Source organism: Shewanella halotolerans, from assembly GCF_019457535.1.
In the GTDB taxonomy this organism is placed as follows: Bacteria; Pseudomonadota; Gammaproteobacteria; order Enterobacterales; family Shewanellaceae; genus Shewanella; species Shewanella halotolerans.
The window spans coordinates 2,040,743-2,054,281 of sequence record NZ_CP080417.1; the positions used below are offsets into that span (position 1 = coordinate 2,040,743).

12 protein-coding genes are annotated in these 13,539 nt (G+C 47.5%); 7 read left to right on the forward strand and 5 right to left on the reverse strand.

Annotated features, from left to right (window positions below):
- The first annotated feature begins 62 nt into the window (after positions 1-62).
- The gene (gene rnd, locus K0H81_RS08720; protein WP_220060592.1) at positions 63-1,169 is read left to right on the forward strand and encodes a ribonuclease D; all 1,107 of its coding nucleotides are present in this window, start codon (positions 63-65) and stop codon (positions 1,167-1,169) included.
- 109 nt (positions 1,170-1,278) lie between these two features.
- Here rnd and minE read toward each other — a convergent pair whose 3' ends face one another.
- From minE to minC, 3 genes are read right to left on the reverse strand one after another with little or no spacing between them, the layout of a single operon-like run.
- On the reverse strand, positions 1,279-1,539 hold the full coding sequence (gene minE, locus K0H81_RS08725; RefSeq protein ID WP_144203062.1) for a cell division topological specificity factor MinE: 261 nt from the start codon (positions 1,537-1,539) through the stop codon (positions 1,279-1,281).
- Between the two features lie 2 nt (positions 1,540-1,541).
- Complete coding sequence (minD, locus tag K0H81_RS08730; protein ID WP_144203065.1) at positions 1,542-2,351, reverse strand: septum site-determining protein MinD; 810 nt, start codon at positions 2,349-2,351, stop codon at positions 1,542-1,544.
- Positions 2,352-2,375: 24 nt separating this feature from the next.
- Positions 2,376-3,041: a septum site-determining protein MinC gene (gene minC / locus K0H81_RS08735; protein ID WP_144203067.1), complete on the reverse strand. Its 666-nt coding sequence runs from the start codon at positions 3,039-3,041 to the stop codon at positions 2,376-2,378.
- A 126-nt stretch (positions 3,042-3,167) separates the two neighbouring features.
- Between minC and K0H81_RS08740 the strand changes: the two genes are divergently transcribed.
- From K0H81_RS08740 to K0H81_RS08760, 5 genes are all read left to right on the forward strand, one after another.
- A complete protein-coding gene (locus K0H81_RS08740; RefSeq protein WP_011865981.1) occupies positions 3,168-3,449 on the forward strand; it encodes a YcgL domain-containing protein in 282 nt (93 codons plus the stop codon).
- Between the two features lie 59 nt (positions 3,450-3,508).
- Positions 3,509-4,435 carry a lytic murein transglycosylase gene (locus K0H81_RS08745; protein ID WP_220060593.1) on the forward strand — a complete coding sequence of 309 codons (927 nt, stop codon included), beginning with the start codon at positions 3,509-3,511 and terminating at the stop codon, positions 4,433-4,435.
- Positions 4,436-4,550: 115 nt separating this feature from the next.
- Positions 4,551-4,991: a YcgN family cysteine cluster protein gene (locus K0H81_RS08750; protein ID WP_220060594.1), complete on the forward strand. Its 441-nt coding sequence runs from the start codon at positions 4,551-4,553 to the stop codon at positions 4,989-4,991.
- 889 nt (positions 4,992-5,880) lie between these two features.
- Positions 5,881-8,991: a P-loop NTPase gene (locus tag K0H81_RS08755; RefSeq protein WP_220060595.1), complete on the forward strand. Its 3,111-nt coding sequence runs from the start codon at positions 5,881-5,883 to the stop codon at positions 8,989-8,991.
- Between the two features lie 231 nt (positions 8,992-9,222).
- Positions 9,223-9,468 carry a hypothetical protein gene (locus K0H81_RS08760; protein WP_220060596.1) on the forward strand — a complete coding sequence of 82 codons (246 nt, stop codon included), beginning with the start codon at positions 9,223-9,225 and terminating at the stop codon, positions 9,466-9,468.
- 726 nt (positions 9,469-10,194) lie between these two features.
- Here K0H81_RS08760 and dsbB read toward each other — a convergent pair.
- Positions 10,195-10,710: a disulfide bond formation protein DsbB gene (gene dsbB / locus K0H81_RS08765; protein ID WP_220060597.1), complete on the reverse strand. Its 516-nt coding sequence runs from the start codon at positions 10,708-10,710 to the stop codon at positions 10,195-10,197.
- Between the two features lie 87 nt (positions 10,711-10,797).
- Positions 10,798-12,393 (reverse strand): sodium/proton antiporter NhaB, encoded by a 1,596-nt coding sequence (gene nhaB, locus K0H81_RS08770; protein WP_144203080.1) that lies wholly within the window; start codon positions 12,391-12,393, stop codon positions 10,798-10,800.
- 298 nt (positions 12,394-12,691) lie between these two features.
- On the opposite strand from nhaB, the gene fadR reads away from it, so the two are divergent.
- Positions 12,692-13,453: a fatty acid metabolism transcriptional regulator FadR gene (fadR, locus tag K0H81_RS08775; protein WP_220060598.1), complete on the forward strand. Its 762-nt coding sequence runs from the start codon at positions 12,692-12,694 to the stop codon at positions 13,451-13,453.
- Positions 13,454-13,539 lie beyond the last annotated feature (86 nt).

The following is a 13,539-nucleotide window of genomic DNA, read 5'->3' on the forward strand; positions in this document are numbered from 1 at the left end:
ACTCAAAGCCGGCATTATGCCGGCTTTTGTGTTCACCGAGCCATAGCATTTGGAGATGAGATTTGACCTTTCAATATGTAGAGGATGACGCCAGCCTAACAGAGTTGGTGGCTAAGTATCGTCAGGCTAAGGTCCTGATGTTGGATACCGAGTTCGTTCGCACCCGCACCTATTACGCCAAGCTGGGACTGATCCAGGTTTATGATGGCGAGACCCTGGCGCTGATCGATCCTGTGGCGGTAAGCGACCTCTCTGCATTTTGGGCCTTGCTGGAGCGCGACGATATGGTAAGCGTGCTGCACTCTTGTAGCGAAGATCTCGAAGTCTTGGCCCGTTACGGTCGCTGTCAGCCTAAGGTGCTGTTCGACAGCCAGATCGCCGCCGCCTTCTGTGGTTGGGGTCATGGCATGGGCTACGCCAAGCTGGTGGAGCACTGCCTGGGCGTGCAGCTGGATAAGGGCGAGTCGCGCACCGACTGGATGAAACGTCCGCTCACCGATGCCCAGCTTCAGTATGCCGCTAACGATGTGGATTATCTCTATCAGCTCTATCCTCAGCTGCTAGAAAAGCTGCAAGAGAGTGGCAGAATGCCTTGGCTGCTGGAAGAGGGCGAGCGCATGACCCAGGGGCGTCTTGAGAGCCCGGATGGCGACACCGCCTACCTCAAGGTGAAGAACGCCTTCCAGCTAAGCCCTAAACAGCTGGCCTATCTAAAGGTGCTGGCCAAGTGGCGCCTGCAAAAAGCGCTGGACAGAGACTTGGCCCTGGGCTTCGTTATCAAAGATCACGCGCTGCTGGCGCTGGCCAAGAAGCAGCCTAAGAGTACGGGGGAGATCTTCAGGATGACAGAGTTGACCGAACAGGAGAAGCGCCTGCATGCCAAGGCGATCATCGCCGTGATGGCCAAGGCGGATCTGGATAACCTGCCCGAGGCTATCGATGTGATCGCCCTGAAACCCGGCTATAAGTCGGCCTTTAAGGCGATCAAACAGGCGCTAACCCAGGTGGCGGAAACCAATGAGGTGCCGATGGAGCTGCTTGGCTCTAAGCGTCATATCCATGAATACCTGCAGTGGCGCTGGAATGATGGCCAGGGCGAGATGCCCTTGGTGTTACAGGGCTGGCGCGGTGAGCTAAGTAAGGACACCTTGGCCGAGATAAGCTGCTAAGACAGGATTATTCAAGTTGCTAAACGCCAAACGGCGCCCATGAAAAAGCCCTCAATTGAGGGCTTTTCTGTATGCATATTCTGGCTACGGAGTAAGACCTGCCAGTCGCCTAAGACTTTTCCGGCAGGGTCACGTTCAGTTCCAGTACCGACAGGTTGTCGTCGTTCTGATCCAGCTGCACCGATACCTGATCGCTGTCTATCTGCACATACTTGCGGATCACCTCGATGATCTCCTGCTTCATCGCCGGAAAGTAGTCTGGCGCATCACGCTCGCCGCGCTGGTGGGCGACGATGATCTGCAATCTCTCCTTGGCGGTGGTTGCGGTCGTAGGCTCTTTTTTCGCTCTGAAGTAATCGAGTAAAGACATAATTAGCTACCAAATATCCTTTTCAAGAATCCTTTTTTCTCTTCGGTGACGAAACGCATCTCTACGTCTTCACCCGTTAGTCGTGCCACGGCGTCGCTGTAGGCCTTACCGGCATCGCTCTCTTGGTCGATGATCACAGGTACGCCCGAGTTAGATGCCTTGAGTACGGCTTGTGACTCGGGGATCACCCCAAGTAGCGGAATGGCCAAGATCTCCTCCACGTCGGCCACGCTGAGCATCTCGCCGGTGGCGACGCGAGTAGGGGAGTAACGTGTCAGTAGCAGCAGCTCCTTGACCGGCTCAAGACCCTCTTCGGCGCGCTTAGACTTGCTCTGCAACATGCCCAGGATACGGTCCGAGTCGCGCACCGAGCTAACCTCTGGGTTGGTGGTGACGATCGCCGTGTCGGCAAAATAGAGGGCCATCATGGCGCCGGTTTCGATACCCGCAGGTGAGTCGCAGATGATGTATTCGAACTCTTGCTTAAGCTCGTCCAGTACGCGGCCCACGCCTTCTTTGGTCAGGGCGTCTTTATCACGGGTCTGAGAGGCGGGCAGCACGAACAGCTTGCTGGTGCGCTTGTCTTTGATCAGCGCCTGATTCAGGTTGGCTTCGCCGTTGATCACATTGACGAAGTCGTACACCACGCGGCGCTCACACCCCATGATGAGGTCCAGGTTACGCAGGCCGATATCGAAATCGACCACGACGGTTTTATGTCCTTTCAATGCCAGGCCGGTGGCAATGGCCGCACTCGAAGTGGTCTTGCCCACTCCACCCTTACCTGAGGTGACAACAATAATTTGTGCCATGTTTGTTTCTGTCCTTTTCAATTTCTATAGCGATAGTGCTTCGACGGTAAGGCTGTCGCCGTCAAGCCTGATGCAACCGCTCTTGATCGAGGCATGTGCCTGTAGATTCTCGGTTAACCAATATTGCCCGGCGATGGAGACCAGCTCGGCATCGATATTCTGGGCGATGATCACGGCATTCTTGTCGCCATTGGCACCCGCCATGGCCTTGCCTCTAAGACTACCGTATATGTGTATGCTGCCATCTGCAATCACTTCTGCGCCATTACCCACGGCGCCTATGATGATGAGATCGCCATTTTGCGCGTAAATTTGCTGACCAGAGCGAATGTTCTGCTTCACTATCTTGGTGGTTTTCGGCAGCTGCGGCTGGGTCTGACTCTGTTTGCCAGACTTGATCAGCGCAAGCCCCAAGGCCTTGGCCTGATTAGCGATAGCACTCGGCGCGCCTGTGATCCCCACAATCACCAACTGCCTGGAGATCAAGAGATCTTTGAGGCCGGCGAGGTTGTAATCGGGATCTGAGATGGCGCTGAGGTTAACTACCAGAGGCGCACCAAGAAAAAACTGCGGTGCGATGGCCAGTTTATCGTCGAGTTCGCGGGCAATTCCGTCGAGATCTGCATCATTAATATGCAGCACTGAAAGCGTAAATGAAGAGCCTTTTAATTCGAGGCTAGGTTTCTGCATTCCTAAACTTGCTCTTGATAAAATTAACCGGCGTGAGCCGGCTAGATATTATTATAATCCTTGCGCTCCATGTTATAGTGTGCGCAATTTGCTGGCAAGTTGAATAAACTGGAAATTTCACCCTATATGATCTGTGCTGTATATAAGAGTCGCTTAAAACCCGATAGTTATCTTTTTGTGGAGAAACGCAACGATTTCGAGCGTGTGCCCGAGCCTCTGATGAAGATGTTTGGCACGCCAGAACTGGTGATGTTGCTGCCGCTAAACAAACGGGAACAGTTAGCCCTTGCCGATATCGAAAAAGTAAAAGTTGAACTAGCCGAGAAGGGGTATTATCTTCAATTACCACCACCGCCGGTTAACCTACTCGAAGAGTACAAGAAAGAGATAGGTTATAGCAGAGACTAGGAAAGTGCATGTTTTTGAAGAATGTTTTGCTAATTGCTTTACTTGCAAATGGCTTGGTTTTGACCAGCCCCTTGCAAGCCCAAGAGTCAGCGCTCAGTTACGATCAATATCTCTCTGAGTTAAAGCAGCAAGCAGTCGAGCAGGGGATCGCCCAAGGCACCATAGACGCGGTTTTCGATCAGATAAAGCTGTTCAAGAAGGCGGTGGTTAACGAACCCGTCGCCAATGGCCCACAAAATCTGGATACCTATCTCCCAGAGCGAGTGAGCGAAGCCCTGGTAGAGCAGGCGAGAGGCCTGTATCGAGACAACAAGGCGCTTTTCGACCGTCTCGGTAAGGAATATGGCGTTCAGCCAAGGTTTGTACTGGCCTACTGGGGCATAGCCTCGGCCTTCGATGCCAGCGACTATCCGGCGCTGACGGTGATCGCCTCCAACGCCTATCATGGTGATGGCCAGGATGAAGCGTTTCTCGCGGCGCTTAAGCTGATGGAGCGTGACAAGCTTAGTTTCGACAGCCTCAAGAGCGATGCCTCCGGCCTGATGGGCTACCCCCACTTTACCCCCAAGCAGCTGGCCAAATACGGCAAAGACGGTAATGGCGACGGTAAGGTGGATATCTGGCAGAACCTCGCCGATGCCTTCGCCACCACGGCAAATTATCTCAAGCAGCTTGGCTGGGATTATGATGGCACCTGGGGACGCCAGGTGAAATCCCCTAGCGAACTGCCCAAGGATCTGGTGGGGCTAGAGGTACACAAAGGCTTTGACCAGTGGCAGGCGCTCGGCGTAAGGCGCTTCAATGGCAGCGACTTGCCGTCACGCAAAGATATGCAGGTGTCGCTGATAAGGCCCGATGGCGAAGGCGGTCGCAGCTATCTGGTGTATGACAACTACCGGGTACTGAGACAGACCCAGGCATCGGATCATCTGACCCTGGCTGTGACCTACCTGTCAGAAAGAATTAAGTATCCTGAGATAAAATAGGCTACTCGAGACGCCGAGCCGGTTTAAGCTGGCTTGGCGCCTAAGCACTACGTCAACTTTTGATCATTGAAATATATGGTTTTTATAAGAGTTGGCCCTTGAAAGAATTGTAAAAATGTCGTTTTGGAAAGAGAAAACCCTCGCAGAGTTGAGTGCCCAGGAATGGGAATCGCTGTGCGATGGCTGTGGTAAGTGTTGCCTCAACAAGATCATCGACGATGAAACCGATGAGCTCTACTACACCAACGCCGCCTGTAAACTGCTCGATGCAAAGGCGTGTCACTGCATGCACTATGAGCAGCGTTTTACCTTCGTCCCCAGCTGCACTAAGGTGACGGTCGATAATATCGCCGAACTCACCTGGCTGCCCGACAGTTGTGCCTATCGCCGTCTCTATCAGGGCCGGGATCTCCCCAGCTGGCACCCGCTGTTAACCGGCGATAAGTCCAAGATGCATGAACTTGGGATGTCGACCCGCAACAAGATAGTGAATGAGAACAAGGTCAGGTACCTTGAGGACCATATCGTTTTGTGGCCGCTCAAAGATTGCGACTAGTTCTTCACTTAACTAGTGAAAAGTGGTTTTAGTCTTCTTTGACTGCAATCACTTTGCTGTAGCGTTAGCCATCAATGTTACTTATTGCCTGCGGCAGGCTCTTCGTGCAGGTGCTGCTGCGGCACGCTGTAAACCCTTCCCTGGGCGCTCTACGACAGCATCCCTGCTGTCGAAGGCCTCAGCCGCACCTGCACCAAGTTAATTGTCTCTTCGATTTAACCTTTCTGGTATCGGATAATGTTTGGGCCTGAGCGTCTAGCTACGTTTTGTATTTGGAAGGGCACCTAGAATCATCACTTCATGGTGGATCAATTGCCTCCGGCAGGCTTATGTGCAGATACATCTGCTACACGCCGACTCTTTGTTTTAAAGGGAGTCATCCTTGGAGGCTCGACGATGGCATCCCTGCCATCGACGTCCGCAGATGCATCTACACTCGGTATCTAACGTTTCTTCGATTTGGCTTCGTCTGTTGCTCATTGATACAAGCTATTATTCCTAAAGAAAAATTTCATGAAAGTGTGAAATGAGATGTTGAATATCAGCGACAAAATAGATTAAAGTATCACCAATCAAGGACAGAGCTAGGCCAACTCGAATCAAACATCGACTACGCCATTCAGGGAATGAAAAAGCCTACCAACATGCGCCAATCAAATCCCTCAAAAAGCTAACTATGACCACATTTATTCCAACAAAGCGTTGCCGAAAATAGCTAGAAAACGCTCAAATCATGAGAAGATATAACATTTTCTTCTTTTATGGTAAATCTGAGTAACGTAGGTAGTGGGGACTTTTATTTTATCTTTAATAATTAGAGATATTACGGTTTAACAAATTAATATTTGAGTAAAGATAGTCAGTTCATAGATAATAAAAAGGAGTTTATATGAAGTTGCCTCACCCACTTATAGAAAAGGTTAAATCAGGAAGGGTGGTTTTATTTTTAGGCTCTGGAGCATTATTTGGGGCAAAGCTACCTAACGATAGGAAAATACCGCTGGGTAATGATTTGAGAGATATATTGAATGAAAGGTTTCTTAATGGAGAGTTTTCAGGAGAGTCTCTGTCAGTTGTCTCCGAAATGGCTATATCTGCTTACAGTTTATCTGAGGTTCAAACTTATATTGCGGAATATTTTTCAGGTGTAATTCCAGCGGAGTTCCACTTTGAAATTCCAAAGTTTAAGTGGTCGACGATTTTTACCACCAACTATGATAGGTTAATTGAGACGTGCTACGAAAAGTCTGCAGACTCAAGCCAAAAGTTAATTCCCTTTTTGTCAGATGAGCAAGATATAGAGAGCCATTCTATTTCTCCCAGTGAATTGCCATTAATTAAATTGCATGGGTGTATTACACGAACTCATGATGAAAGTCTCCCTCTAATATTAACTATTGATCAATATAATCAATACAAAAATAATCGAACAGGTTTGTTTAAATACTTGTTTGAAACAGCTTATAAGAACACGATAGTTTTTGTTGGCCATAGCCTGCAAGATGCAAACATTAGGTCTGTCCTTCATGAACTTGAAACGGAAGCGCCTAATGGCGAAAGACACTATTTGCTCAAGCCTGAATTGAGAGACGTGGAAAGGGATTTTTGGGGCCAGAAAAAAATAACGGCACTAGACATGACGTTTGAGGATTTTATATATGAGCTTAATTTACAAATATCTCCAGAAGATAGAGTTCTAAGTAAGTTTATCAGCCCTGATACACATTTTATACAGCAATTTTTTAATACTAACTTGCCACCAAGTGAAGAACTGATTATTTCATCTGAAAGAGATTTTACAATTCTTCATAATACAATGTCTGTTAAAGCCTGTGTCGCCAAAGATTTCTTCAGAGGTGTAGATCAGGAATGGTCTCCGATTGTTGATAACGTTGCAATTACGCGGTCGATACAATCGATAATATATGATTCAGTAATAATTAAACCTGACTCTGAAAGGAAAATTAAAACTGAGTTTTATGTTGTAAAAGGCGAGGCTGGTTCAGGTAAGTCAGTGCTTTTAAGACAGTTAGCATGGGAAACAATGCAATCTAAAATAGGGGTAGCTATTTGGGTTAATTCTGGAAGACCACTTGATATTGACTTAATAGAGGAACTTAGTTCAAAGTCTGGAGAACGATTATTCGTCTTCTGGGACGATGCAGCTAATAATGCTATAGAAATAAACAGATTTGTATCTAAAGCGATAAAAAGAGACTTAAAAATTACTATCGTTTCTGCTGAGAGATATAATGAATGGAATATGCGATGTGAAGAGCTTGATGAACAGATTACTGACAAATTCATATTAAGATATTTATCAGAAAAGGAAATTGAAGCGCTGGTAGACTCTTTGGAGCTACATGATTCACTAGGGCCCATATTAGTCAATAAGTCGAGAGAAGAAAGATGTTCTGAATTGCGAGATCGACATGGACGTCAGCTATTGGTTGCACTTCATGAGGCCACTATGGGGGAGCCATTTGAAGATATTATATATAATGAATATTCCAATATATTTCCAGAAAGAGCAAAAAGCATATATTTAACAGTTTGTGTGCTAAATAGACTTAAGGTGCCAGTTAGAGCTGGGTTGATATCAAGGGTGCACGAAATTACTTTTGAGGATTTTAAGAGTAACCTTTATTATCCTTTGGAAAAGGTGGTTGTTTCAAAGACGTATGGTAATGATGATACATTTTATTCTGCTAGGCATTCTGAAATTGCAGAGATTGTATTTAAAAGGGCGCTTGAAAAGTCTGAGGACAAATATCTAGAATACATTAGCATATTAAGCAAGTTAAATATATCGTTCAGTTCCGATAGAGACTCATATAGGCTGCTTATTAAGGCTAGATCGCTTCAGGAATTATTCCCAGATTTGGATGATGTGGTTGCCATATATAAACATGCGCATAGCGTTTTTGGGGATGATCCATATTTGTTGCAACAAATGGCTAACTACGAAAGAATTAGGGTTAATGGCAGTTTAGATAAAGCTATTGAACTTTTAGTTACGGCTAGTGACTCAGCTCCAAACGATTCAAGCATATTACACTCATTAGCAGTTTGTTGGAGAGATAAAGCTGAAAAAACAAAGGACCAGAGTCATTTAAGTTTGGCCATTGGTGAAGCTAGAGGTTATTTGCAAAAAATTGTCCATAAATGGGGTGATAGTTCTTATGTTTCGTCTACCTCAATAGAACTTTCTATTATTAGTTTGAAAAATTTATTAAGTGATGATTCATCTCCGTTAAAGTTAATAAATGAAAGTATACGTAAAGTTCAGCAAGAGTTAACGGATAATAAACAGAAGTTTCCATCTAGTGGCCATATTTACAAGTTGGAAGCACAGTTTTCCGAATTAATTAATGATAATGAGAATGCTCTAAAGGCATTGCAAAGATCATTTGAAGAGAATGATAGAGAACCATACTTGGCTATTCGATTGTCGGAGATTTATTTGGAGGCTTCTAAGTTAGATGAAGCAAAAAAAGTTCTAGAAATGGCATTAGAAAGAAGAAGATCTGACCATAGTTTAAATTTTCACTATGCTGAATTATTGCGTAATTATACGGAGCCAGATCAATCAGAATTAATTTATTTTTATCGAAGAGCATTTACTCCGAAAGATAGAAATTATCATGCACAGTTTTGGTTCGCGCGATTCTCGTTTTTTTCGTCAGATAAAAAAAATCATAAACAATCCATTGAAATCTTCGATCATATACGTAACGGGAGATTTTCACTCGAAGTTAGGCATGAGGTTAGGGATTATGATGGTGGGAAACAAAACCCGAGAATACATAGTGGAACTATATCTCGTAAAAGGGAAGGGTTTGGTTTTTTGATCATGGATGGTACAGGTTATGAGATATTTGTCCCAGCAAAACAAGTCAAAGATGATTTGTGGAACGCGATTGAAGAAGGCGATAGAGTCAATTTTAACATAGCATTTTCATTTAGTGGGCCTTTTGCTGCAAACTTGACTCCTGTTTAATCGTTATTTTAGTCGATAGGTTTGCCAATAAGTCACTAATTGCATTTGTGTAAAGTTTCATGATGACTATGTGATAACAAATAAATGGGGTCAGAGTTAACTTTCTAAGAGATTTGACTGGCACCTGAGCCTTGTTGGATTTTGTGTTTATCGTGCGATGGGGTAGGCTGGGTAGTAGCGTTGCTTACGCTGAATAAGGCGTTATGTGGAAATCGAGTTATGGAGAAGTCGATGAAGATAGAGAAATGGAAGCAAGTACGTGCCAAGGGTAAAGCTAGGTTTATCTGGATGAATGGCTTTCTATTTTGGGGCGTATCTACTGCAGTGCTATGGTCAATTTTGATGGAGTCTTTTCAGCCACAAGAACCTATTTGGGTTAGACCGCTTGTCGCTATTATCGTTTTTCCCGTTGGCGGTTTAATTTGGACCAATTGGCTTTGGTACTCCTCAGAGCGCAAGTATCGTAAAAATATATAACAAGTGACTTCGGCGTTTAGCCTGTTTATCTCAGTTTTTACACATCCTAGCTCCTCATTCTTAAGCAGGAGCTTGTACCTCTAATCTCTGTCTTATCTTCTTTTCATTACCAATGCCGCCAAATCGAAGAGACGTTAGATACCGGGTGTAGATACGCCGGTGAGCTTCCGAAACAGGGATGTTTCGGCAGAGCCTATAGGGATATATTCACGGCGTCTCACAGGCGTATCTGCACAACCCCCGCCGGGCAGGCGTTAGGTTGCAGTGAGGGTGCGCTTCAAAGTGTCCTTGATAAATGACCTTGTAGGTTGTTGCTACTCAAGCGAATCGAAATTCCCATACCTACAATTAAAAAACGAAAACCTTTGGCTCTTACTCAATAGAACGTTTGATAAGCTACTCGCCATCATTTCCGCCAAATCGAAGAGACGATAGATACCCAGTGTGAACACGATTTGGCCCTCGGCGACAGGACGTCGCCGTGGAGCTTATAGGGACATATTCATAGCGTGCCAAAATTGTGTTTGCACAACCCCCGCCGGGCAGGCGATAGGTTGCAGTGAAGGTACGACTTAAGACGTTCTTGGTAAGTAGCTATGGAGCATGGCACTACATAAGCGAATTCAAGGAAGATGAGTTGATAATCGACACGCGTGGCTAGGCGATAGCTAGCCACAAAAAAACGCCCATTAAGGGCGTTTCTTAAAAGCGGTAATCTAAACGCAATTAGGCCTTCTTAGTCGGCATTAACGCCGGAACAATAAACACCACCAGGGCAATCAGGTAAGTGCTGAAGGCCACCACCATCCACTGTGACATGGTGATGCCAAACATCTCCCAGGGGATGTCGGTGCACATGCCGGTGGGCAGGAAGACTGACGGGAACCACTCGTGTAGCGGCATCCATTCTGGGAATTCCGGCAGGAAGGAGCAGGTTGAGAAGGGCGATGGGTTGGTTTGCATCTCGACCAGTTCCAACGCCAGCTTGAGGCCCCAGGCGGCGCTAACGCCCCACAGGAGTACGCCGAGAAAACGCAGCAGACGGAATTGATGGCCAACTACGCCGATGAGGCCGGCGGTGAGTACGCCGAGCACCGCTAAGCGCTGATAGATACACATGACGCAGGGGTCGAGTTTCATCACGTGTTGAAAGAAGAGGGCACAAGCTTCCAGGCCAATGGCTGTGAGTAGCAGTAGGGTCCAGGCTAAACGAGACTGTGCAAATCGGGTCAGGGCGCTCAACGATATTCTCCTATAAAAAAACGCCTCTAACTGCTAGAGGCGTTTTTAAGACTTTACGAAACTAGATAAGTTCAGTCAATCAACAAATTAGTGTCCGGTGACTGCGCCCTTGGCCGCTTCCGCCACCGAGTGGTGGATCAGCATATGGGAATCGTAGAAGTATTGGGTCATCTCGCCCAGGAATCCTGTCTCGATGGCCAGGATGCCCACGATAGACAATACGATAGTGTAGGGCAGCGCCATCCACACCATGCGACCGTAGGAGAGTCGGATCAATGGGGCAATCGCCGAGGTCAGCAGGAACAGGAAGGCCGCCTGACCGTTAGGAGTTGCCACAGATGGCAGGTTAGTACCCGTGTTGATGGCAACCGCCAGCAGGTCGAACTGATCGCGGGTGATCTGGCCATCTAACAGCGCGGCTTTCACCTCGTTGATATAGACGGTACCCACGAACACGTTATCACTCACCATAGAGAGCAGGCCGTTGGCGATATAGAAGATCACCAGCTGAGTGTTACCCTCGTAGCTTAGTGCCCACTGGATCACAGGGGCGAACAGCTGCTGGTCGATAATCACGCCCACGATGGCGAAGAAGACCGCCAACAGCGCGGTGAAGGGCAGTGCCTCTTCGAAGGCCTTACCCAGGGCGTGCTCGTTGGTGACGCCGTTAAAGGCGGTGGTTAGGATGATCACCGACAGACCGATAAGACCCACAGAGGCTAGGTGGAAGGCTAGGCCGACGATCAGCCATACACCCACAAACGCCTGAATAACCAGCTTAATCTTGTCATGCTTGGTGCGGTGCGCATCTTCATAGGAGGCGTAATCGGACAGAATTTTGTGTACCGCCTCTGGCAGCTGTTGGCCATAGCCAAACCACTTAAACTTTTCCACCAGGAAACAGGTGGCGATACCCGAGATGAACACAGGCACTGTGACCGGGCCCATGCGCAGGGCAAACTCACCGAACTGCCAGTTGGCCTGGGCGGCGATGATCAGGTTTTGCGGCTCACCCACCATGGTGCACACACCACCCAATGCGGTACCGACACCGGCGTGCATCAGCAGGTTACGCAGGAAGCCACGAAATGCCTCCAGCTCATCTTCACACAGGGGATGTCCCTCGCCGTGGCTATCTGAGGTGTGGTCATGATCGTCGGTAAAACTTTTGCCCGAAGCCACCTTGTGATAGATGGAGTAGAAGCCTACGGCCACGGCGATGATCACGGCGATTACCGTCAGCGCATCGAGGAAGGCCGACAGGAAGGCCGATGCCACACAGAACATCAAGGAGACCACTACCTTAGAGCGGATCTTGGTGATCATCTTGGTGAACACAAACAGCAGTAGCTGTTTCATGAAGTAGATGCCGGCCACCATGAAGATCAATAGCAGCAGTACTTCCAGGTTGGCTTCTATTTCATGTAAGACCTGACTGGGCGAGGTCATGCCTATGATGACGGCTTCGATGGCCAGCAGACCACCGGGTTGTAGGGGATAACATTTCAGCGCCATTGCCAGCGTGAAGATGAACTCGACTACCAGTAACCATCCGGCGACGAATGGGTTGAGGTAGAAGACGATCGGGTTGATCACTAAGAATGATAAAATTGCGATTTTGAACCACTTAGGAGAATTTCCTAAGAAATTGTCAATAAACGCCTGACTCATGGTCACAGGCATGGCATCCTCTCATCTATATAATTATTTTTTGACAGAAAGTTAACGAACTGTCCGCTGTTCAATTCAGTGTATCCTAATGATATGTAGAATTTAATACTTTTATGGCACCTATTGCCCAAAAACGGACATTAACTGCAATCTATATCACAAGCTTGTTGATGTGGTGTGTATTTTGCCCAGTAATGAGATCTGAGTCCTTGATCTTATCCAGTAATGTTACGGATTAGGTTTCCATTTTTTACCGCTCTGGTATGATCAGTTCCCAAGATAACTTTGAATAAATTGGAATAGTGGCCTGATGACAACTGTCCCCCAAGTACCTGTAGCGCCTAAAGACAAAGATATTATTGAAGCGAAAGGTCCTGCGAGCTTTGCCGAAAAGTATATTGTTCGTTCGATTTGGGAGGGAAAGTTTCCACCCGGTTCCATTCTACCTGCCGAGCGTGAACTGTCTGAATTGATCGGCGTGACACGTACAACGCTGCGTGAAGTGCTGCAGCGCCTGGCCCGTGACGGCTGGTTGACCATTCAACACGGTAAGCCAACACGAGTTAACGATATCTGGGAAACCTCGGGTCTGAACGTGCTGGAAACCATCGCCGATCTTAACCCTGCCGGTGAACCTGTGCTGCTGGAGCAGCTTTTATCTGCCCGCACCAACATCAGCGCCATCTATTTTAAGGGCGCCGTCCGTTACAACCCAGACAAGGTGCTTGAGGCGTTAGCGCCACTGGCCACCCTGAAAGACGATGCTAAGGCTTTTATCGAGTTCGATTACCAACTGCATCACACCCTGGCGTACCATTCGGGTAACCCGCTTTATGTGTTGATCCTTAACGGCTTCAAAGGCCTCTATAGCCGTGTGGGTGAAGAGTACTTTGCCATCGAGAAGGCCCGTGAGCTGGCGCTGGACTTCTACCAGGCGCTCGAAGCTTTGGCCAAAGATCACAACCACAACGACGTGCCTGTATTGATGCGTAGCTACGGCATCAACAGCGGCAAGGTGTGGCAGCGTTATAAGGCGAATCTGATGCAATCGGCACAAGCGAGCAAGGCTTAAGCGCCAGCTGCAAAACCCTTTAATAAAAAAGCCGCTCATTGAAGCGGCTTTTATTATGGCGTCTTTAAATCTGTTTGTTACTCGCG

Excerpts from the sequence above, each read along its gene's own strand:
- fadR (WP_220060598.1), top strand. The coding sequence starts at position 12,692 with ATGACAACTGTCCCCCAAGTACCTGTAGCGCCTAAAGACAAAGATATT.
- K0H81_RS08740 (WP_011865981.1), top strand. The coding sequence starts at position 3,168 with ATGATCTGTGCTGTATATAAGAGTCGCTTAAAACCCGATAGTTATCTT.
- K0H81_RS08755 (WP_220060595.1), top strand. The coding sequence starts at position 5,881 with ATGAAGTTGCCTCACCCACTTATAGAAAAGGTTAAATCAGGAAGGGTG.
- minC (WP_144203067.1), bottom strand. The coding sequence starts at position 3,041 with ATGCAGAAACCTAGCCTCGAATTAAAAGGCTCTTCATTTACGCTTTCA.
- nhaB (WP_144203080.1), bottom strand. The coding sequence starts at position 12,393 with ATGCCTGTGACCATGAGTCAGGCGTTTATTGACAATTTCTTAGGAAAT.
- minE (WP_144203062.1), bottom strand. The coding sequence starts at position 1,539 with ATGTCTTTACTCGATTACTTCAGAGCGAAAAAAGAGCCTACGACCGCA.
- K0H81_RS08750 (WP_220060594.1), top strand. The coding sequence starts at position 4,551 with ATGTCGTTTTGGAAAGAGAAAACCCTCGCAGAGTTGAGTGCCCAGGAA.
- minD (WP_144203065.1), bottom strand. The coding sequence starts at position 2,351 with ATGGCACAAATTATTGTTGTCACCTCAGGTAAGGGTGGAGTGGGCAAG.
- K0H81_RS08760 (WP_220060596.1), top strand. The coding sequence starts at position 9,223 with ATGAAGATAGAGAAATGGAAGCAAGTACGTGCCAAGGGTAAAGCTAGG.